General features: G+C 57.8%; 20 protein-coding genes and 2 pseudogenes. 13 read left to right on the forward strand and 9 right to left on the reverse strand.

The features are described from left to right. The 4 genes from tusD to JIO00_RS10785 all read right to left on the reverse strand — a co-directional run bounded on the left by tusD (position 1) and on the right by JIO00_RS10785 (position 1,956). Positions 1-393: a sulfurtransferase complex subunit TusD gene (tusD, locus tag JIO00_RS10770; protein ID WP_154911647.1), complete on the reverse strand. Its 393-nt coding sequence runs from the start codon at positions 391-393 to the stop codon at positions 1-3. Positions 394-615: 222 nt separating this feature from the next. Next, a complete protein-coding gene (locus tag JIO00_RS10775; RefSeq protein WP_042932182.1) occupies positions 616-1,320 on the reverse strand; it encodes a YoaK family protein in 705 nt (234 codons plus the stop codon). A gap of 35 nt (positions 1,321-1,355) precedes the next feature. After that, the gene (locus JIO00_RS10780; RefSeq protein ID WP_077748751.1) at positions 1,356-1,685 is read right to left on the reverse strand and encodes a DUF6388 family protein; all 330 of its coding nucleotides are present in this window, start codon (positions 1,683-1,685) and stop codon (positions 1,356-1,358) included. Positions 1,686-1,707: 22 nt separating this feature from the next. Continuing rightward, positions 1,708-1,956 carry a hypothetical protein gene (locus JIO00_RS10785; protein WP_008154823.1) on the reverse strand — a complete coding sequence of 83 codons (249 nt, stop codon included), beginning with the start codon at positions 1,954-1,956 and terminating at the stop codon, positions 1,708-1,710. Between the two features lie 162 nt (positions 1,957-2,118). Between JIO00_RS10785 and JIO00_RS10790 the strand changes: the two genes are divergently transcribed. Further along, positions 2,119-2,469, forward strand: coding sequence for a hypothetical protein (locus tag JIO00_RS10790; RefSeq protein ID WP_010458939.1), 351 nt, complete (start codon positions 2,119-2,121; stop codon positions 2,467-2,469). A gap of 142 nt (positions 2,470-2,611) precedes the next feature. Here JIO00_RS10790 and JIO00_RS10795 read toward each other — a convergent pair whose 3' ends face one another. After that, positions 2,612-3,043 carry a GNAT family N-acetyltransferase gene (locus tag JIO00_RS10795; protein ID WP_010458941.1) on the reverse strand — a complete coding sequence of 144 codons (432 nt, stop codon included), beginning with the start codon at positions 3,041-3,043 and terminating at the stop codon, positions 2,612-2,614. A gap of 151 nt (positions 3,044-3,194) precedes the next feature. Between JIO00_RS10795 and JIO00_RS10800 the strand changes: the two genes are divergently transcribed. The 4 genes and pseudogenes from JIO00_RS10800 (at position 3,195) to JIO00_RS10815 (ending at position 6,269) form a co-directional block, all read left to right on the forward strand. After that, positions 3,195-3,632 (forward strand): hemerythrin domain-containing protein, encoded by a 438-nt coding sequence (locus JIO00_RS10800; protein WP_200668171.1) that lies wholly within the window; start codon positions 3,195-3,197, stop codon positions 3,630-3,632. A gap of 221 nt (positions 3,633-3,853) precedes the next feature. Continuing rightward, positions 3,854-4,489, forward strand: coding sequence for a lytic polysaccharide monooxygenase auxiliary activity family 9 protein (locus JIO00_RS10805; RefSeq protein WP_010458946.1), 636 nt, complete (start codon positions 3,854-3,856; stop codon positions 4,487-4,489). 43 nt (positions 4,490-4,532) lie between these two features. Beyond that, positions 4,533-5,567, forward strand: a pseudogene (locus JIO00_RS10810) (chitinase); the annotation flags it as partial. Positions 5,568-5,675: 108 nt separating this feature from the next. Then, positions 5,676-6,269, forward strand: a complete 594-nt coding sequence (locus tag JIO00_RS10815) for an NUDIX domain-containing protein (protein WP_077748757.1) — start codon at positions 5,676-5,678, stop codon at positions 6,267-6,269. 165 nt (positions 6,270-6,434) lie between these two features. Here the strand turns inward: JIO00_RS10815 and JIO00_RS10820 are convergent, their stop codons facing one another. Continuing rightward, entirely contained in the window at positions 6,435-6,950 is a 516-nt protein-coding gene (locus JIO00_RS10820; RefSeq protein ID WP_010458952.1) for a methylated-DNA--[protein]-cysteine S-methyltransferase, read from the reverse strand. A gap of 149 nt (positions 6,951-7,099) precedes the next feature. Here JIO00_RS10820 and ggt point away from each other — a divergent pair, with 149 nt between their 5' ends. After that, entirely contained in the window at positions 7,100-8,827 is a 1,728-nt protein-coding gene (gene ggt / locus JIO00_RS10825; RefSeq protein WP_010458954.1) for a gamma-glutamyltransferase, read from the forward strand. Positions 8,828-8,879: 52 nt separating this feature from the next. On the opposite strand, the pseudogene JIO00_RS10830 reads toward ggt, so the two are convergent. Next, positions 8,880-11,408, reverse strand: a pseudogene (locus JIO00_RS10830) (beta strand repeat-containing protein); the annotation flags it as partial. Positions 11,409-12,378: 970 nt separating this feature from the next. On the opposite strand from JIO00_RS10830, the gene JIO00_RS10835 reads away from it, so the two are divergent. After that, positions 12,379-12,918: a cysteine hydrolase family protein gene (locus tag JIO00_RS10835; protein WP_010458958.1), complete on the forward strand. Its 540-nt coding sequence runs from the start codon at positions 12,379-12,381 to the stop codon at positions 12,916-12,918. Here JIO00_RS10835 and JIO00_RS10840 read toward each other — a convergent pair. Beyond that, positions 12,908-13,807, reverse strand: coding sequence for a LysR family transcriptional regulator (locus tag JIO00_RS10840; RefSeq protein WP_200668175.1), 900 nt, complete (start codon positions 13,805-13,807; stop codon positions 12,908-12,910). The two genes, JIO00_RS10835 and JIO00_RS10840, sit on opposite strands and share 11 nt — an antisense overlap. A gap of 148 nt (positions 13,808-13,955) precedes the next feature. Between JIO00_RS10840 and JIO00_RS10845 the strand changes: the two genes are divergently transcribed. The 4 genes from JIO00_RS10845 to JIO00_RS10860 all read left to right on the forward strand — a co-directional run bounded on the left by JIO00_RS10845 (position 13,956) and on the right by JIO00_RS10860 (position 17,913). Continuing rightward, on the forward strand, positions 13,956-15,455 hold the full coding sequence (locus JIO00_RS10845; protein ID WP_083377150.1) for a purine-cytosine permease family protein: 1,500 nt from the start codon (positions 13,956-13,958) through the stop codon (positions 15,453-15,455). Continuing rightward, complete coding sequence (locus tag JIO00_RS10850; protein ID WP_200668177.1) at positions 15,452-16,291, forward strand: nitrilase family protein; 840 nt, start codon at positions 15,452-15,454, stop codon at positions 16,289-16,291. Before JIO00_RS10845 ends, JIO00_RS10850 begins: the two co-directional genes overlap by 4 nt. A 259-nt stretch (positions 16,292-16,550) precedes the next feature. Then, positions 16,551-16,847: an ArsR/SmtB family transcription factor gene (locus JIO00_RS10855; protein WP_010458965.1), complete on the forward strand. Its 297-nt coding sequence runs from the start codon at positions 16,551-16,553 to the stop codon at positions 16,845-16,847. A 55-nt stretch (positions 16,848-16,902) separates the two neighbouring features. Then, positions 16,903-17,913, forward strand: coding sequence for a zinc-dependent alcohol dehydrogenase family protein (locus JIO00_RS10860; protein WP_083377148.1), 1,011 nt, complete (start codon positions 16,903-16,905; stop codon positions 17,911-17,913). Between the two features lie 222 nt (positions 17,914-18,135). Here JIO00_RS10860 and JIO00_RS10865 read toward each other — a convergent pair whose 3' ends face one another. Next, positions 18,136-19,098 (reverse strand): AraC family transcriptional regulator ligand-binding domain-containing protein, encoded by a 963-nt coding sequence (locus JIO00_RS10865; protein ID WP_010458969.1) that lies wholly within the window; start codon positions 19,096-19,098, stop codon positions 18,136-18,138. A gap of 67 nt (positions 19,099-19,165) precedes the next feature. On the opposite strand from JIO00_RS10865, the gene JIO00_RS10870 reads away from it, so the two are divergent. Both JIO00_RS10870 and JIO00_RS10875 read left to right on the forward strand, forming a co-directional pair. Next, positions 19,166-20,023: a sterol desaturase family protein gene (locus JIO00_RS10870; RefSeq protein ID WP_154504140.1), complete on the forward strand. Its 858-nt coding sequence runs from the start codon at positions 19,166-19,168 to the stop codon at positions 20,021-20,023. After that, positions 20,020-20,613, forward strand: coding sequence for an NADPH-dependent FMN reductase (locus JIO00_RS10875; protein WP_010458976.1), 594 nt, complete (start codon positions 20,020-20,022; stop codon positions 20,611-20,613). The genes JIO00_RS10870 and JIO00_RS10875 overlap by 4 nt, the downstream gene beginning before the upstream one ends. Positions 20,614-20,830: the final 217 nt, after the last annotated feature.

Here is a 20,830-nt window from a genome sequence, read left to right on the forward strand (position 1 = left end):
TCACGCGCCTCCGAAACAGATCAGGCGGTCAGCGTCTTGCACCGCGTCATGCAACTGGCCGAGGCCGGACAATTCCCACGGCGCGCCCACGGCAACGGCGTTACGCTGATAGCGTCCGGCTTCCTCTGCGTTCAACACGCCACGGCGCAGGGCGGCGGCAATGCACACGACGCCATCCAGCTGATGCTCGGTGACAAAGGCGCGCCATTGCTTGGGCAGGTCCTGCTCATCCTGCGGCGTGACCACGCTGCCGGAGGCGTTGTAGACGCCGTCCTGATAGAAAAACAGCCGGACAATCTCATGCCCGCCGGCCAGCGCTGCCTGGGCAAACAGCAAGGCACGGCGCGAGGAGGGCGCATGGGCGGCGGAAAACAGCGCGATGGCGAACTTCATGACGGACTCGATCAGCAAAACTGCGGTCATGATAAAGCTTTATCGCGAGTGCGGCGAAGGGGGTTTACTCGTAGACCGAGTCGCGGCCATCGCGAGCAGGCTCGCTCCTGCAAGGTATTTGGTGGTGCATGACACTGAAATCCACCACAGAACCCTGCGGGAGCGAGCCAGCTCGCGATAGCGGCCTGTCAGGCGACATCAATGCGGAACCTGATAACCCGCTCAACGCGGCATATACCCCAACTGCCATCGCCGTGGAATCTTCAGCGACAGCAATCCAATCGCGCCCGCCAGCAACCCGCTGACAAACAACGCCTTGAGCCCAAGGTGGTGTTCCAGCACCGCGCCGAGCACGGCACCGGCAAACATCCCCGTCCAGGGAATCAACTGAACCCGCCAGCCATTACGCCGCTCACCGAGCATCCAGCGCCCCAGCCCACGCCCGAAGCGCGACAGGGCGCCGGTGACGTAAGTGAGGCCGACCGGCAAGCCGTTCACTTCCTCCACCGCCGCGTTGAGCATGCCCATGGCGATGATTGTCGCCAGCAGTGCCGGCAATTGTTCGTCAAAAGGCCAGGCCGCGGCGCCGCAGAGCAGCATTGCGATGCCCAGCAGCAAGGGCAGCGCCCGGCGGCCACCGAGGCGGCTGACGACAATGCCCAAGGCGTTGCCGACAATGAAGGTGGTCACGAGAATCAGCAGGCGCAGGGTCAGCCCGAGATCGCCGTCGCTGATGGCCACGGCGAGGCGGGTGGTGTTGCCGCTCATGAAGGAGACAAAGTCGCCGCTGGCCATGAAGCCGATGGCGTCAGTCATGCCGGCGAGCACCGAGAGCGCGGCCACCAGCACCATGCCGATGCGTCCGCGCCATTTCTGGATATGAAGATGGCCCGGGCTGGCGCGAGAAGTCGAGAGGGATGGCAACATCGGCGAAAGTCGTCCTCAGGCAGCGACCATCAGGGTCACTTGATCAATCCATGTAGTTCGCAATACTCCAGCCAGTCCATACCGGCCATCTCGGCCACTTCCTTGTGCACTTCAAGACGCTGAGAATCGTAGTCTTCAGGCGTCACGGCGGTCAATTGCAATGTCAGCTCCCAGGCAAACAGACCCAGGCGCTCGGCTTCGGCCTCGAAGGCCTCATGCAAGCGCTCGTCACGATATTGCGCCGCGGTCTCGCCTTTGGCCTGGGCCAACAGCGGGTTGAGGTTGTCGAGCTCATTGCGCAGCTCAGGACGCTCATCGAGAAACTTCTTCAGCGCTTTCTCGTGTTGCTGTTCGGTTGCCGCCATGGTCGCTCCTTGAGGCCCGGGTTTACGAAGATTGCTTCTTGCTGGCCTTGGCCGCAGCCGCCAGGCACTCGAGGGCAAACTGCTCGGGGTAGGTCATCTGGATCGGCGTGGTCTCGCCTTTGACGGTGCGTTCGCCGTCGAGGATGTAACGGATTCGTTTGTCGGTGACGCCAATGCGCTTGGCGATCCAGGACGGCGTCTGACCGATCTGGCTGATCAGCTTGTCAGCGTATTCGGCGGTCGGTTTGTAATACTCGGCGTTGGGTGTCATGACCTTTCCAGAAAATGAGCCCGGAAAAAACGGGCGATGCGACGTTAATGGCGCGACAGGGTGCGCGAATCGTCACGCGATGTCGCGGTATAAATGAAGTAAAGCAGAACGATACGCCGTGCCACGGTGATACAGTCCGCTTTTTCTTGATGAGCGAACACAATGCGAATTCTGATGGTGGCGCTGGCCGTGACGTTGCTGGCGGGATGCGCCGGCTCGGTGATGAACGATGCCCGCACCAAAGCCCCTTACAAAACCCTGAAATCGGACAAGCCGGAAAAAGTCGTCGCCCAGTGCGTGCAGTTTTCCTGGCAGGACGAGGCGGTGTTCGGTGTCGATGCCGGCGCGTATTTGCAGCCGGGAGAGAAGGGTGGGTCCACCGTTTACACGCGTTCTGCGGAGTCCTTTGTCGACGTGACCACCGATGCGTCAGGCACCGTGTTGAGTTACTACGCACAGCAAGATGACTTTGTGGCCAAGCGCCGCCTGGCGGCGCTGGCGACCTGCCTCTGACCTGAGGCGTTGCCCCCCATCCCCTGTAGGAGTTAGCCTGCTCGCGATAGCGGCGGGTCAGTCGACATCAATGTTGGATGTCACTCCGCCATCGCGAGCAGGCTCACTCCTACAGTTGGATGGTGTGGATCATACGAGCAGGTTATGCGTCGTTGATCAGGCGCTTCTGGAAAAAGAAGCGCTTATGCCCCGGCGGGTAGTCGACAATCTGCCCCACTTCGCTGTAGCCCAGCTTCTTGTAGAACTCCGGCGCCTGGAAGTCGAAGGTGTCGAGCCAGACCCCGATGCATTCCTTCTCCCGCGCCACGTCTTCGGCCATCCGCATCAACTTCGAGCCTATGCCTTGTCCCCGACCCTGTTCCGGTACCGATAGCAACTCGATGTACAACCACTGATAAAAAACCCGACCATACAGACCGCCAAGAATCTCGTCATGCTCGTCGCGAATCAGCAGGGCAATGGGCTCCTGCTTCGAAACGCCTGCCTTTGAAGCGTTATAGGCGCGCAACGGCAGCAGGATCGCCTGCTCCTCGGCTTCGGTGGGGTTTTGCGACTGTTCGATACGCAGTTCCATCAGCTCAATCCTTATGGCCATGAGGGGCAACAGCCGCAAGCCTAACGCGACCCCCTGCGGTTGTTCCAGCCCCTTGAGTGGAACCCTCGCTCGCGTCCGGATGTCTAGCCTGAAGAGCGTCCTTCCGGAACGCGGCCAATGAGGATCACCCGTGAATATTTTTGAAGCCCTGCGTGAAAGTCACGACCGCCAGCGCACCTATGCCAAAGCGCTCATCAAGACCAGCGGCGACACCGCGGAGCGGGTCGAGGCTTACAAGCAGCTCAAGTCTGAACTCCAGGCCCACGAAACCGCCGAAGAGCGCCATTTCTACATCCCGCTGATGGCGTTCGACAATGGCGTCGATCTCAGCCGCCACGCCATCTCCGAACACCATGAGATGGACGAAATGATAGAAGAGCTGGATGAGACACAAATGTCCAGCCCGGCCTGGCTGGCGACCGCCAAGAAGCTGTCCGAGAAGGTTCATCATCACTTGGAAGAGGAAGAGCAGAAGTTCTTCCAGATGGCCGGCAAGCTGCTCGACGACAAGCAGAAAGAGGCCCTGGCCGGCCAATACGAAAAGGAATACAAGGCACAGCTTCCCTAGTCGGTACGATGCCCCGATTGCTACCTGGTGATGTAATCCTTTTGCTACACAGGACGTAGGACTTGGATCAGGGTACTGGTTTTATATCCAGTGTTTGCGAGTGATCTGCGAAGGCGGGTTCATTCGGGGCTCAAATGGGCTGATGGACAAAAAAAACAGCGCCGTTAGGTTGGAGGCCTCTCCTCAGGAAGGAGAGTTCTCAAAATCAACGGAGTGAAAAAATGAACCAACCACAGACTCAACCTCAACTTCGACACGGTCGTGTCATATCCCCCTCCAGCCGCGGTGCGGTCGCCGTAGAGCTGGGGTTGCTGAGTAGCTGGCAAGTCAACGAAATGGAAGGCGGCAAGAACTTCCCTTCGCTGACGGCGGGGCCTTTCGCGGCGCCGTATCAAACCGACAGCGACAGTGTCACGCCACCTGCCGACCGCTACATCCTCAGCGGTGGCAAGACGGATGCCCGAGACTGCATCAACTTCACCAACAAGGAAATGAGCGTCAGGCTCGGCCGCCCCTTCACCTGGCCTTTGTTGAACGTCGATCCGGGCCAGACCTTCAAGGTCACCTGGGAATACACCGCGCCCCATGTCACCCGTGGCTACAGCTGGTTCATCACCAAGGATGGCTGGAGCCCGGAACAGCGCATCGGCCGTGCGCAACTGGAGCCGACATCGTTCTTCGACGACTTCTACACCCAGGTCCCGTACTACAGCCATTCCGCCGAGATGAAAGCCAAGATCAACCACGAAGTGAAATTGCCGGGCAACAAGAAAGGCCATCACGTGATCGTGCTGATGTGGATCGTGGCCAACACCGGCAACGCCTTCTACCAAGCGTTTGACGTGGACTTCAAGTAAGCCCGCAGTGTTAATCCCCCCACACGTTCTGAAGGAATAGAACATGTCAAAATTCGACTTTACGTTATTGAAATCGCCACTCGCCGACGCCGCTTCGTTGATGCCGAGCATTGCCGGCAAAAAGATCCTCATGGGCTTCTGGCACAACTGGCCCGCCGGGCCGAGCGACGGTTATCAGCGTGGCCAGTTCGCCAACATCGCGCTGCAGGATGTGCCCAAGGATTACAACGTGGTGGCCGTGGCCTTCATGAAGGGCAACGGCATCCCGACCTTCAAGCCGTACAACTTGTCCGACGCCGAGTTCCGTCGCCAGGTCGGCGTGCTGAACAGTCAGGGCAGGGCGGTGCTGATTTCCCTCGGTGGCGCCGACGCGCACATCGAGTTGCACAAAGGTAACGAACAGCCGCTGGCCAACGAAATCATCCGTCTGGTGGAAACCTACGGCTTCGATGGGCTGGACATCGATCTTGAACAGAGCGCGATTGATTTCGCCGACAACAAGAGCGTCCTGCCTGCCGCGCTGAAGCTGGTCAAGGACCATTACGCCGGTGAAGGCAAACACTTCATCATCAGCATGGCGCCGGAGTTCCCGTACCTGACCACTGCCGGTAAGTACGTCGGTTATCTCCAGGCCCTGGAAGGCTATTACGACTTCATCGCCCCGCAGTATTACAACCAGGGCGGCGACGGAATCTGGGTGCCGGAAGCCAATAACGGCAATGGCGCGTGGATTGCGCAGAACAACGACGCGATGAAAGAGGACTTCCTGTTTTACCTGACCGAAAGCCTGGTGAGCGGCACTCGCGGGTTCACGAAGATCCCGGCGGACAAGTTCGTGATCGGCCTGCCTGCCAACGTCGACGCGGCGGCCACCGGTTACGTGATCAATCCGGCGGCAGTGGTGAATGCCTTCAAACGTCTGGATGCCAAGGGGCTTTCGATCAAAGGCCTGATGACTTGGTCGGTGAATTGGGACAACGGGGTCAATAGGGACCACGTGCCTTACAACTGGGAGTTCAGCCGTCGTTACGGGCCGTTGATCAATGGCAAGCAGCTCTCTTCACAGGAAGACAGCGCGATACCTGACGTCGTCAGCCAGCAGTAAAAAAGAAGCCCGGCAGAGATGCCGGGCTTTTTGGTTTTCGCCTACCATGGGGACCTTCTGACGAAAAAAGGATGCGTTGTGATGGCGAACACAGCCGAGCGGGTCAACATCATCGAGTCCCAGGTGTTGTCCCACGACTGGTACTTGCTGAAGAAAATCACCTTCGACTATCTGCGTAACAACGGCGACTGGCAGCGCCAGACCCGCGAGGTGTATGACCGTGGCAATGGCGTGGCGATTCTGTTGTTCAACCGCGAGAAAAGAACCGTCGTCCTGACGCGTCAGTTTCGGTTGCCGGTGTTTGTCAACGGCCACGATGGTTTGCTGATCGAAGTGGCGGCGGGGCTGCTCGAAGGCGCGGCACCTGAAGAACGCATCCGCGCTGAAGCCGAAGAGGAAACCGGTTATCGCGTGCACCACGTGCAAAAGGTGTTCGAGGCCTACATGAGCCCAGGCTCGGTCACCGAAAAACTGCACTTCTTCATCGCTGAATATGACGCAGCGTCGAAAGTCAGCGAGGGTGGCGGGCTGGAAGAAGAAACCGAAGAACTGGAAGTGCTGGAGTGGACATTCGACGAGGCGCTCGAGGCGTTTTATCGCGGGGAGATCTGCGATGCGAAGACCATCATGCTGCTGCAGTATGCGGCGATGAAAAATATCTTCACCGCTACCTGAGACCTGAGTCCCGAGATCTGAACCCTTAACCCTGTGGCGAGCGAGCTTGCTCGCGCTGGGCTGCGAAGCGGCCCCAAAATACTGGCTTAGTCGGAGATTTTTGCCAGTGCTGCGCACTGGAGCGGGAGCAAGCTCCCTCGCCACAGAGATCGGGGGGCAGTCGGCTTAAAACAGCTCGCCCGTCCGGCTAGCCCCGGACCACTCGCAACCTTCCAGCGTCAACAACCGTTCCTTTGCCTCAAGTCCGCCGGCAAACCCCGTTAACTTCCCCGACGCCCCAATCACCCGATGGCACGGCGCAACAATCGAAATCGGGTTCTTGCCATTCGCCGCGCCCACCGCCCGGACTGCGCTTGGATTGCCGATCTGCTCGGCGATCTCGCTGTAACTGCGCGTCTCCCCAAACGGAATGGTCAGCAGCGCCTGCCACACCTTCTTCTGAAAGTCCGTCCCGGCAAAATCCAGTTCCAGATCGAAGCTATTGCGCGTGCCGGAAAAGTATTCCTGCAACTGCTGAACGGCGCGTAGGAGGATCGGGTTATCCGGTGCCTCACTCATCGGGCCAAGCCGAACACGGTTCGGCTTGTCGTTTTCCCAGAGGATGGCGGCCAGTCTTGAATCTTTCGCAACCAGTTTCAGCTCGCCGACCGGGGACGCCAGAGTGGTGAAGGTGTAAGTCATGCCGGCGAACTCCTCAGAAGGGCTGAACAGCGGCCAAGCATACTGCCTCGGCGAGGAGGCGCAAAACGCAATCCCGGCCATACTTGCGTCTGCTTTGAAGCGTTTTCTCCGTTTTTAAACAGAGCCTAAAAACAAAAAGAGACCGACTCATGAAGTTCGAACCTTTTGCCAAATCGCTGATTGCGACCTCATTGGCGCTCAGTTGCCTCAGTGCTTACGCAGCCTCCGTGGCCCCGGTCGCGGCCGAAAACGGCATGGTTGTCACGGCCCAGCACCTGGCCTCCCATGTAGGCGTCGATGTGCTCAAGAACGGTGGCAACGCTGTCGATGCCGCTGTCGCCGTGGGTTATGCGCTGGCGGTGGTTTATCCCGCTGCGGGTAACCTGGGGGGCGGTGGATTCATGACCGTTCAACTGGCGGACGGGCGCAAGACTTTCCTCGATTTCCGCGAAAAAGCGCCGCTGGCCGCGACAGCAGACATGTACCTCGACAAAGAGGGCAACGTCGTGCCGGACCTGAGCACCCGTGGTCACTTGGCCGTTGGCGTGCCCGGCACCGTGTCCGGAATGGAACTGGCGCTGAAGAAATACGGGACCAAACCGCGCAAGGAAGTAATCGCCCCGGCGATCAAACTTGCCGAAGACGGTTTTGTGCTGGAGCAGGGCGATGTCGAATTGCTGGAATACGCCACCGACGTGTTCAAGAAGGACATCAAGGATTCCGGCGCGATCTTCCTGAGTAATGGCGAGCCGATGCAGGTCGGGCAAAAACTGGTGCAGAAGGATCTGGCCAAAACCCTGCGGGAAATTTCCGAGAAGGGCGAAGACGGCTTCTACAAAGGCTGGGTGGCCGACGCCATCGTCACCTCCAGCCAGGCCAACAAGGGCATCATCACCCAGGCCGACCTCGACAAATACAAGACCCGCGAACTGGCGCCGATCGAGTGTGACTACCGCGGTTATCACGTGGTGTCGGCACCGCCGCCCAGCTCCGGTGGTGTGGTGATCTGCGAGATCATGAACATTCTCGAAGGCTACCCGATGAAGGATCTGGGCTACCACTCGGCCCAGGGCATGCATTACCAGATCGAAGCGATGCGCCATGCCTATGTGGACCGCAACAGCTACCTCGGCGACCCGGACTTCGTTAAAAACCCGATCGAGCACCTGCTGGACAAGAACTACGCGACCAAAATCCGCGCGGCGATCAATCCGCAAAAAGCCGGCGTGTCCCGCGAGCTCAAACCCGGTGTAGCGCCCCATGAAGGCAGCAACACCACGCATTACTCCATCGTCGATAAATGGGGCAACGCGGTGTCAGTGACCTACACCCTCAACGACTGGTTCGGTGCCGGTGTGATGGCCAGCAAAACCGGGGTCATCCTCAACGACGAAATGGACGACTTCACCTCGAAAATCGGCGTGCCCAACATGTACGGCCTGGTGCAAGGCGAAGCCAACGCCATTGCGCCCGGCAAGGCACCGCTGTCGTCCATGAGCCCGACCATCGTCACCAAGGACGGCAAAGTGGTCATGGTTGTCGGCACCCCCGGCGGCAGTCGCATCATCACCGCCACCTTGCTGACCATGCTCAACGTGATCGACTACGGCATGAACATCCAGGAAGCGGTCGATGCGCCCCGTTTCCACCAGCAATGGCTGCCGGAAGAGACCAACCTGGAGACCTTCACCACCAGTCCGGACACGGTGAAGATGCTTGAGAGCTGGGGCCACAAGTTTGCCGGGCCGCAGGATCCCAACCATTTGGCGGCGATCCTGGTGGGCGCGCCTTCGCTGGAAGGCAAACCGGTGGGCAAGAACCGCTTCTATGGGGCCAACGACCCGCGCAGGAATACGGGGTTGTCGCTCGGCTACTAAGCCGTAAGTCCATGGCCACCCTCAAGCTGCGAGGGTGGCCCGGCCGACAAGGTTATTCGTCGGGCTTGGTGACGAGGTTATCCGCCTCGTCCACCTGATACGGCACATGCGCTTCCACGCCATCCCTGCCGGTCTGCGCCACGACATTCTTGAATCGCTTGCCGTTCCAGCATCGGAAAATCAACGTCGCATTCTCGCCTCCGGTCAACGTTGAACCCAGGCTGCCAATCAGCTTGCTGCGGGCGCCGCCCACCAGAATGCTGTTTTTGCCCGCCGTCAAAACGCTTTTATCGCCGCCCATCAACGTACAGTCATCGCCCGCCGTCAGCTTGCTGCGATCACCGGCCGTGAGGTGGCTATTGCTGCCCGCCAACAGCTTGCTGCGGTCGCCGGCGATTTGGGTGCTGTCCTTGCCGGCTATCAATTTGCTGCGATCACCCGCCGTCTGGACGCTGCCGGCGCCCGCGATGAGGGTGCTGCGATAACCCGCGGTCTGTGAGCTGTCCTTGCCGGCAATCAACATGCTTTTGTGCCCGGCAATTTGCGTGCTGTCGGGACCGGCGATCAATGAGCTTTGATAACTGGCGATCTGGTTGCTGCCGTATCCGGCGGTCAGGGTGCTGTGCATGCCGGAGGTCAGGCTGCTGCCATAACCGGCGGTCAATACACTGCGCAATCCGCTGATCAATGTGCTGCCGTATCCAGCCGTGAGGAAGCTGCGGATGCCGCTGGTCAGGCTACTGCCGTAGCCGGCGATCAAGGAACTGTCCTGGCCCGCCGTTTCGGTGCTGCCATAACCGGCGGTAAGGGAGCTGCTGTCCTGAGCGGTGAGGGTGCTGCCGTAACCCGCCGTCAGCGTGCTGTCGTAACCGGCGGTTTGCGTGCTGCCGTAACCGGCGATCAACGAACTTTCGTAGCCGGCGGTTTCGGTGCTGCCATAACCCGCGGTGAGGGAGCTGTTGTCCTGAGCGGTGAGGGTGCTGCCATAACCTGCCGTCAGCGTGCTCTCGTAGCCAGCGGTTTGCGTGCTGCCGTATCCGGCGATCAGCGAACTGTTGCTACCGGCGGTTCCCGTACTGCCGTAGCCGGCGGTGAGAACACTGCTTTCCCGTGCGGTTTGCGTACTGCCATAACCAGCGGTCAGAGTGCTTTTGTAACCCGCCGTCTGGGTGCTGCCGTAGCCGGCCGTGAGTGAACTGTTTTCCCGAGCGGTGAGGGTGCTGCCGTAACCTGCCGTCAGCGTGCTGTCGTGGCCGGCGGTTTGCGTGCTGCCGTAGCCGGCGATCAGCGAACTCTCATGCCCGGCGGTTTCCGTGGTCCCGTAACCGGCCGTGAGAGAACTGCCGTCCTGCGCGGTGAGGGTGCTGCCATAGCCGGCGGTCAGACTGCTGTCATAACCGGCGGTCTGAGTGCTGCCGTAGCCAGCGATAAGCGAACTGTCGCCGCCGGCGGTTTCCGTACTGCCGTAACCGGCGGTAAGGGAGCTGCTTTCCTGAGCGGTGAGGGTGCTGCCGTAACCCGCCGTCAGACTGCTTTCATAGCCTGCGGTCTGGGTCGTGCCATAACCGGCGATCAGGGAACTGGCGTACCCGGCGGTTCCGGTGCTGCCGTAGCCTGCCGTCAGGGAACTGCTTTCCTGGGCGGTCTGAGTGCTGCCGTAGCCGGCGGTCAGCGTGCTCTCATAACCAGCGGTTTGCGTACTGCCGTATCCGGCGATCAGCGAACTGTCGTGCCCGGCCGTTGCGGTGCTGCCGTAGCCTGCGGTGAGCGAACTGCTTTCCTGTGCGGTCTGGGTGGTGCCATACCCGGCGGTTAGCGTGCTTTCATGACCGGCAGTTTGTGTACTGCCGTAACCGGCAATCAACGTACTGTCCGATCCCGCCGTGGCGGTGCTGCCGTACCCGGCCGTGAGGGAACTGTTTTCCTGGGCGGTTTGGGTGCTGCCATACCCGGCGGTCAGGGTGCTTTCGTGGCCGGCTGTTTGGGTGCTGCCGTAACCGGCGATCAAGGAGCTTTCCGGCCCCGCTGTGCCGGTGCTGCCATAGCCAGCGGTGAGGGCGCTGCTGTCTTGGGCGGTTTGGGTGGTGCCGTAACCCGCGGTCAACGTACTGTCCTGTCCCGCCGTTTGCGTGCTGCCGTAACCGGCAATCAAGGCGCTATCCGATCCGGCTGTTTCGGTGCTGCCGTAGCCGGCGGTGAGGGCGCTGCCCTCTTGGGCGGTTTGAGTGCTGCCATAGCCTGCGGTCAGCGAGCTGTCGCTTCCCGCCGTTTCGGTACTGCCGTAACCGGCGGTGAGGGTGCTGCCGTCCTGGGCGGTCTGGCTGCTGCCGTAATCGGCGGTCAGCGTGCTTTTCTGCCCGGCGATCTGGGTGCTGCCGTACCCGGCGATCAGCGAGCTGTCATCGCCAGCCATTTCCGTACTGCCATACCCGGCGGTCAATGAGCTGCTGTCGGCGGCCGTCAGGGTGCTGCCGTAACCGGCAATCAATGAGCTCTGACCGCCGGCTGTTTCCGTACTGCCGTAACCCGCCAGCAGATAACTTTGATGCCCACCCGTGAGCGTACTGCCGTACACAGCAGTTTCGAAAGTTTGCGAGGCGTCGGTTTTAGCGCCGATGCCGAAAGGACTGTAACCCTGTGCTCGCCGACTTTCGAATTCGCGACTGGAGGTTTTATTTGGTGATTCAAGTGGGGTGTCGATTAAAGGGATGTTTGCTGATTGATAGTGTTCAATGTGCGCTGCAATGTAATTGATCGAACTGTCTTGAGTGCCCGTGTGAACAACTTCCGCCTCCGGGAACTTGATCATGCCGTCTTCATCAAGTTTTATAATGTGACCAATGTGAACTTCGCACACAACCCATTTGGCATCGGCTCGCAAACTCAGTTGAGTAGAGGAACCTTCTCCCCACAATAAGCCGACCAGGCCGTTCTCGAGTTTCTTGCTGGGCTTCCAGTGCTTGCACACCACCAGGCCGGCGTCCGGCCAGACTTGGCCGGCATGGTCCGACATGTCGTTGGCGCAAGTGCGCAAGACAAGGACTTTGTTGTCACTCATATCATATGTGCTCAATGAATATAACGGCATCAGCGGGAATCAGGATTGTAAGTACCCATAGCGTTCAAATAGAACGGTCAGGTATTACTTACACGTCACTGGCTGAAATCCATTAAGAGCCAGCGGCAAAGCCGCAGTCCTGTCATTAAACAGGTCGCAGTCCCTGGCGAAACTTCTCGATATCGAAGATTCACCCTAAAGCAATGACTCGGGTATGACCACACTTATTGTGCTTTGGAAGTGTTTAATGTTGTTCGTTACAATAGATAAAGTAATACCGTAATAGTTGATGTGGTTTAATGAATTTTCAATTCAGCTTAGCGGTGTTGGGGCGGGCTGTGTCCGACTGGATAAATTCGCGGACAGGCAGCGATTTCAAGCTATTCCATCGTAGGTGTTTTGCGGCATTATCGACGGTACGCACTCTTCGCTCGGCCCCAGGGAGCAGGTGGCGTACCCCTTAATCTGAAGGACTACTTTAAGGCCTGAGCCCATGACCACTGCATTGCTGATCATCGACGTCCAGCACGCCTTGTGCACTGGCGAGTACGAATGTTTTAAGATCAAACGCGTCATCGAGAATATAAACGGCCTGAGTGCCAAGGCCAGGGAGGCAGGGATTCCGGTCATCCTCATCCAGCACGAAGAAAAGGGCGACCAGCTGCAACATGGTTCTGAAGGCTGGCAACTGGCCGAAAGCCTGAAGACTTCACCGCAAGACCTTCGGGTGCGAAAAACCAACCGAGACTCGTTCTACCAGACCCACTTACAAGCCCTACTGCAAGATTTTGGCTCCGACCGCCTGATCATCTGCGGGCTGCAAACCGACTATTGCGTCAACGCCACCGTCCGCCAGGCCCTGAAGCTGGGCTATGACGTGGTGCTCGCCGCCGACGCGCATTCCACCGTCGACAACGGCAACCTCGCCGCCGAAGACATCATCGCCCAGCACAACGCGGAGCTGGCGCACTTGACGGGGCCCGTGGCACGGATCGACGTCATCCCGGCCAGCGAGATAGCGATTAAGAACTGAAAATATCGATTAGCTCATTCAGGAACGTACTCACCAGATCCCGCTGCCGCGCCGAATGCCGAACCGCCGCATGAAACCCCACCTCATAACGCAGCAGCTCGGGATTCAGCGGATGCAACTGCCCCAGCTGTTCATGCTTCGCCGCATAGTGCTGCGGCAAAAAGCCCAAATGCTGGCCTGACAGAATGAGCAGTGCCGCGCCGTCCATGCTGTCGGTGAGCACGGTCAGGCGTTCGATCGAGGTGGGTGCAGGCATTTCCGGCAAGGGGTGACTGGGCCATACCCAGTCGTAATCGCGGACGTCATCCCGGGTCAGATCCCCCACGTGCTCAAATAGCGGGTGAGCCGGGGCGCAGTAGGCGATCTGGGTTTCCTGGAACAAGGGGAAGTAATCGATGTTGGGCAAGCGGTGCCAGAAGTAACCGATCGCCAGATCGATATGGCTATTGATGATTTTCTCTTCCAGCAGCGACGAAGACAGTTCCGTGAAGTGGAAATACAGGCCTTCATGACGAGCCCTTAAACGCGCGATGGCCAAGGCGATTTTCTTGTTGGCAACAGGATCGATCTGGCCGAGCAAACCGATATTGATGTTGCCCGACACTTTGCGATTGATGTGCTGGACCTCAACCCGGAAACCTTCGGCTGCCGCCAGCAATCGGCGGGCCGCTTCGACAAACTGACCGCCCTTGGGCGTCACCGAAAATCCACCGCGACCGCGCTCGCACAGTCGAAATCCCACCCGCGCTTCCAGCGTCGCCAATTGCGCACTGATGGTCGGTTGAGTGGTGTTGAGTGCAGTTTGCGCGGCCGAGATGCCGCCCGCTTCAACGACGGTCAAAAAGACCCGGATCAAACGCAGATCCAGTTCCGATACAGTGCCCAGCATGGGTGTCCCTCAATGTTCATTCACATAGACGCGGATCTATGTAAACAGTGTGCCTGCGATATTTTATAGCCCTGACCCAGGCCCTACATTGCAATGAAACCGGCGCTTTGCCCATAAAAACAACAATCAACTGCATAGGAACAATCGTATGTCAGGGTCTCCTCATTCTGCGCACGCCCTCGAGGCGAGTGGCGGGTTGGCCATCGAAGGCCACTCGATCGATTACATTCCGGAAAACGAACGTCACGCCAAGCTCAGCAGCCAGGGCCCTTTCTGGTTTTTAGGCAACTTCCACTTCTTCACCATCTCCATCGGTTTTGTCGGCCCAAGCCTTGGCTTGTCGGCGCTGTGGACGATGCTGGCCGGTGCGCTCGGGATCATGTTCGGCACCATCTTCATGGCTTTTCACGGCTCGCAAGGTCCCGAAATGGGCCTCCCGCAAATGATCCAGTCCCGTGCCCAGTTCGGGTATCGCGGAGTGATCCTGGCCTTGATGGCGACGATGTTTGTGTTCGTCGGCTTCAACGTGGTGAACATCTCGCTGATCATGAACGGCCTTGAACACGTCTTCGGCATCGACCCGACCATTGTCGCCATCGTCGTGGTGCTGATCGGCGCGCTGCTGTCGATCTACGGCCACGACCTGATGCACAAAGCCTTCAAATGGGCGTTGCTGGCGACCTTGCCGCTGTATGCGCTAGTCACCATCGCCCTGATGTTCGGTGCAGGCCAGGAAGGCGTCGCCCCGGCGACCGACCTGGGCTTCAGCTGGGTTGCGTTCGCCACGCTGTTTGCCATCGGCGCGAGCTACAACATTTCCTACGCGCCCTATGTCTCCGACTATTCCCGTTACCTGCCGAAAAACACCAGTCGGCCAAAACTGATCGCCGCCGTGTTCATCGGCGCATCATTGTCGGGGAGCTGGATGATCGGCCTCGGCGCCTGGCTCGCGCAGCAGTTGAAAGCGGCGGATGCGCTGGTGGCGCTTAACCAGGTCGGATCGTCGATGATCCCGGGCCTGGGCAACGTGTTGGTCATCGTCTCCGTGGCAGGCTTCCTGCCGATCATCGCGCTCAACACTTACAGCGCCATGCTGACGTTATTGACCGGCGTCGACTCGATCAAAAAAATCACGCCAACCCCTCGCGCCCGGGTCATGTCGATCTCCGCGATCAGCGTCATCCTGTTGACCTGCGTGCTGTCGATCAAGGGCGATGGCATCGCGCTGTTGAACACCTTCCTCGTGCTGCTGTTGTACTTCCTCGTGCCCTGGACCGCGGTCAATCTGGTCGACTACTTCTTCGTGCGCAAAGGCCGCTACGCGATCCCGCATTTCTTCACACCGAAGGGCATCTACGGCGCCTGGCAATTCCGAGGGATCGTCTCGTACCTGATCGGATTTGCCGCGATGGTGCCGTTTTTCTACATCTTCGATGCCGCCGCCGGCAAAGAAGTGTTCGTCGGCCCGCTGGCGCGCATGCTCGAAGGCGTGGACATCGCCTGGCTGGTCGGCCTGGTGGTTTCGGGCCTGGCGTATTACCTGCTCAGCCGTTCGATCGACCTTGAATACGAACGCCGAATCATCGACTCGATCACCGAGAGCGACATTGTTGCCATGGCTCATCAGCCAGTGGAGGAGGGACGTTGAACCGCGTGAAAAATACCGTGGTCGCCTGCTGCCAAGTGGCACCGAAAATAGGCGACCTCGCTTACAACCGGACACTGACAGAACGAGCGATTCGCTCGGCGGCGTTGCAAGGCGCCCAAGTGGTGGTGCTGCCCGAACTGGTGCAGAGCGGCTACCTGTTTGCTGACCGCAACGAAGCGTTGTCCCTGTCCGAAACAACCGACGGACCAACCCTGCGCCTGTGGACGGCGTTGGCGAAAGAATTGAACGTCGTTGTAGTGGCCGGATTCTGCGAACGACTGCAAGGCGATGCACTGGCCAACAGCGCGGCGATGATCGACCCCCAAGGCCTGCGCGCCGTGTATCGCAAGGCACACCTGTGGGACGCGGAAAGCGAAATCTTCAGCCCCGGCAACGACGCGCCGCCGGTGGTCGAAACGGTCCATGGACGGATCGGCATGCTGATTTGCTACGACCTGGAGTTTCCGGAATGGGTGCGACTGCCGGCGCTGGCGGGTGCAGAATTGCTCTGCGCTCCCGTCAATTGGCCCGATGGACCGAGGCCGCCAACCGAGCGCCCGGCCGAGGTGGTGCGGGTTCAGGCCAATGCGTCGGTGAACCGGATGTTCATTGCCGCGTGTGATCGGCATGGGCATGAACGCGGGGTTGGATGGGTGCAAGGTTCGGTGATTGTCGATGCTGATGGGTATCCGTTGGCGGGGCCGGCGGAGCAGGGGGGAGAGCAGATTTTGCTGGCGACACTTAACCTCGCTGAGGCGCGGAATAAGCGGATTAGTGCGCGTAATGATTTGCATCGGGATCGGCGGTTGGGGTTGTATGGAGGCGGCGAGGAGTGAAGCGGTAGGCTGTGCCTATTGGCTATCCGCCCATACTGCTTCTGGCCGATTTTCTGCCTGGTACGAAGGACAGCAATCGACCAGACGTACAAACATAGACCGGGGATGTCTACCAGAGCGGTACAGTTCAAGCAGTCATCCAATACATCGACAAAAGTAGGGGCGATTCAGCTGGATGAGTGTTTTTGATTTCAAACCCATGCCAATGCTAATAGATTATTTATTGAACATTTCGTAAAAAAGCGTAGCATTGCCGACCATGATACTCGAACAGCTCAAAGCCCTGGCCAATGACACTCGCATGCAAATGATGGAGTGGCTCAAAGACCCACTTAATAATTTCCCACCTCAGGATCATGGAGATCCTGCGATAGGGGTGTGCGTAACCCATTTGCAGCACAAGGCAGGGCTTTCACCTTCTACCGCGTCTGCACACTTAGCTATCTTGCAGCGCGCAGGCTTCGTGCTAACCACCCGCATCGGAAAGTGGACTTACTACCGGCGCAACGAGCAGGCAATTGACGACTTTGCGGCCAGGTTGATCATCGAATTGTAATTTTTAAACTTTCATTTCGTTATTTCGCGTAATTAGAAAACATAAGGAATTCCCTATGAGCAGCAAAACGATCTTCGTCCAACCCGGTGGCGGCTATGAAAACGTTGTGGTTGGCAGCAGCGAAGTCCAAGCCGCAGCGCTTGGCGAAATCACCGTACGACTTCACGCCAACTCGCTCAACTACCACGACTTCGCGGTGGTCAGCGGTATGTGGGGCCCTAGCGAAAAACGCATCCCCATGGCCGATGGTGCAGGTGAAGTCATTGCTGTCGGCCCTGATGTCACTGAATTCAAGGTGGGTGACTCGGTCGTCAGCACCTTCTTCCCGGAGTGGATCGACGGTGTGCCACTGGTTGAAGGCTTTGTCAGCGTGCCAGGCGATGGCATTGACGGCTACGCTCGTGAGCAAGTGACGGCCAAAGCCACATCGTTTACCCTCGCGCCTACTGGCTACAGCCATGCTGAAGCGTCGACGCTTACCACCGCTGGCCTTACTGCATGGCGCGCCCTGATGGCCGATGACTCACTCAAGCCGGGCGACACCGTGCTCGTTCAAGGCACTGGTGGCGTTTCAATTTTCGCCCTGCAGTTCGCTAAAATGGCCGGAGCTACCGTCATTGCGACCTCTTCAAGCGACGAAAAACTTGAACGTCTGAAAGCTCTAGGTGCTGATCATGTCATCAATTACCGCAAAGACCTTAACTGGGGCGAAACTGCACGCGCTCTAACGGGTGGCCGTGGTGTTGACCACATCATCGAAGTCGGCGGCCCTGCGACGCTTGAGCAATCGATGATTGCAATTCGGGTTGCTGGTCACATTTCCGTCATCGGGATATTGAGTGGCGTAAGCGGTGCAATGAATTTTGTACCGGCACTGATCAAGCAAGTGCGTCTGCAGGGTGTATTGGTGGGTAGCCGCAGCCAGCAGCAAGACATGATCCGGGCCATCAATGCTAATGGCATGCGCCCGATTATTGATCGTCATTTCCCTTTGAGCGAGATTGTCGAAGCGTTCAAGTATCAGGAAACCAACCAGCATTTCGGTAAAATTTGTCTGGATATCTAAGCCCACATGAAGGGGCATGATCCATATGCCTATCTCAAAGAGCCCATTGCTCCCTGTCGCACCGGCAGCCATGTGTAAAAGGGGGCTGATTTATTTGTGATCCAGGTGCCTGAAGCGCTGTTAAAAATAAATCCGTCCCCTTTTTTCAAAGGAAATTACTGGCGTGGGATGAGGTGATTTGTGAGGTAACGCTGTTGTTCCGAAAAGTTCGGGCCCGCCACATTACTTCCTGTCACGCCATCGACTTCGGGCGTGGAGATACGCCGTCAAATCGCTGTAGCCTAGTTGAGCTGCAATCTCCGTTAATGACTCTCCTTGCAATTCAAGATGCAGTTCCAATTCTGCGCGAATCTGATCGAGCAATTGCCTGAAGGTTGTACCTTCCTCTTCCAGTCGTCTCCGTAAGGTCCTTGGCGTCTGGTGCAGCGCCTTCGCCAGATTGTCCAGATTGGGAGTTTCACCTCTCGCTAGAGATCGTCGCGCTCCTTCAGCAACCTTGGCTGACCAACCGCTGAAATTCCGATGCACGGCGATCCGTCGATCCAGTTCCTGGGTCAATAACTCAAGCATCCCGTGATGACGTGTCTGCATCGGCAGGCTCAAGCTTCGAGCATCGAAATAGAAGCAGTTAATCGGACAGTCAAACTCGACACGGCCCCCAAACCATTGGGTGTATTGCTTGTAATACGACGGACGAGAGTGAGTAAATCTTGCCAGGACCGGCTGCACCTGCTGCCCTGTTCCACGCCGCAACTGCGCGATGGACATTGCGCCGTAGTGCTCAATGACATAGCGCGCCAGCTCACTGGGCGCATCGACGCACAGCTCGATGCCGACGCCGTTTTCATCATTGAGCAGTCTCACCGTGTCTGTGTCCGCCGCAAGCCGCGCGTACCGGGCCCAAAGCTTCATGGATGATAAAACGTCGGGGCTGTACAAGCACAGATAGGCCAGGACGTGCCAGTCCTGAGGCGTGAATAGCGTGAACAGTTTCAACCCGATCGCCGGATCGATGCGCGCCGCCTCGCGCCAAAGCTGATCCAGCTCGATCAGGCTGTAATCCCTGTTTTCTCTCAGGGCCTGGCTATCCAGGAAACGCTCCAGCACCTGGCCCAGTTTGCCGCGGTGAAAGCGCTGGGGGGAACGATTGACCTGTTCTCGCTCAATTTTGTCCGTTTCGCGCATAGGGACGGCTTACTCGTTGGCTTCTAATGAAAGGGCATTGCCCGCAAGGGCCTTAATCGAGAGTGCCATGAATACAATAATGCTCGCCAACAATCCTTCCGTAGTAGTGGCCGGGATATTCCTTGCCTTCATCTTGCTGGAACTCGCGTGTTCTTCGCTCCGACACCCGTTGAGCGGGAAGCGTGACGTACTGATCGAAGTCATAGGCTCCGGGATCCTGGTTGCAATCACGTTCCCCAGTGTCATGTGGCTCAGTGGAAAAATCCTGAGCCTGGCTGTTCCGGAAATGAAAGGCGCCCTGGCCACCATTCCTTGGGTCGCAGGGTTCGTGTTGTTTCTAGTACTGGATGACATGACTCAATACTGGTGGCATCGACTGACACATCGGGTCCCGGCACTTTATGCGCTGCACCGCGCTCATCACTCCGCGCCCTACATGAGTGTCCGCATCGTTTATCGAAACAACAGCTTCTACTACATGCTGATGCCCGGCATCTGGCTGTCCGGCATACTGATCTATCTAGGGCTTGCGCATATTTACTATGTTTATCTGATCCTGAAGATGATCGTCATCTTCGCAGCGCACAGCAGCGTTGCGTGGGACGACAAACTGTACGGCATCCGTGTGTTGCGTCCTATTGTCTGGGTTCTGGAGCGAACGATCTCCACCCCCTCCACTCATTCAGCCCATCACGGCTTGACTGCCGAGGATGGTGTCACGCATTACAAGGGCAACTTCGGCAACCTGTTGTTCTTCTGGGACATCCTGTTCGGTACGGCCAAAATTACCCGCCGGCGTCCGCCCTTATACGGCATCGAACACTTGTCACCGATCAGCTGGAAAGAAGAGTTGTTCTGGCCCATCGTGCGTTCACGCCGTGTCACTCCCAAAGCACACAAGGCTAAACAGAAGGTGGCGCAATGAGCCGTCATATCGTTCTGCTGTCTGGATCGAATAGATCAAACAGCCAATCACTCAAAGTCGCAAAATACTTGCGCGACCGATTAGAGCAACTTGGTCTTTGTGATTCAGGCGAACTGCTGAACTTGGCTTCCAGTCGGCTACCGCTGTGGCCAGAAGAAGACATTGATGGAATCTGGAATGTCCAGCAAACCATCCTCAAAAAAGCTACCGCACTGATCGTGATCAGCCCGGAGTGGAATGGCATGGCTTGCCCGGCGCTGAAAAATTTCTTTTTGTACGCAGGACTCGGTGAGCTTGGACACAAGCCTGCGCTCCTGGTGGGGGTTTCGGCTGGGCTCGGGGGAGCCTATCCAATTGCTGAATTGCGTGCTTCGAGCTACAAAAACAGCCGGATCATGTATTTGCCTGAACAACTCATCATAAGAAATGTTGAATCGATGATGAATAGCGAAATTCCCTCAGACGAAAATGATATTCGCATCCGCACACGTATCGACTGGGCTTTGCATTTACTTTGTCAATACGATGACGCCTTACGCACGATACGAACTGCAATCAAACACCCACCTGAGTTCTCTACGGGGATGTAAAACTGTCGCACCTCAACGAATTGAATAAATAAACCTTGCGCTAATGTGTGCATTTCAACCACGTCGATGCAAAAACATTCAATATTGAGCCAGCAGGGTGTTGCATCGACGGGTTGATCTAAGTCAAACGGATACGCGGTTGGCATGGTTAAAAACCACCATCAACGCACCAGCAATTAAGATGCAGCGATTAATTACAAATGCGATTTTTTACAAC

This window comes from Pseudomonas sp. SW-3, assembly GCF_016615645.1.
GTDB classification, from domain to species: domain Bacteria; phylum Pseudomonadota; class Gammaproteobacteria; order Pseudomonadales; family Pseudomonadaceae; genus Aquipseudomonas; species Aquipseudomonas mandelii.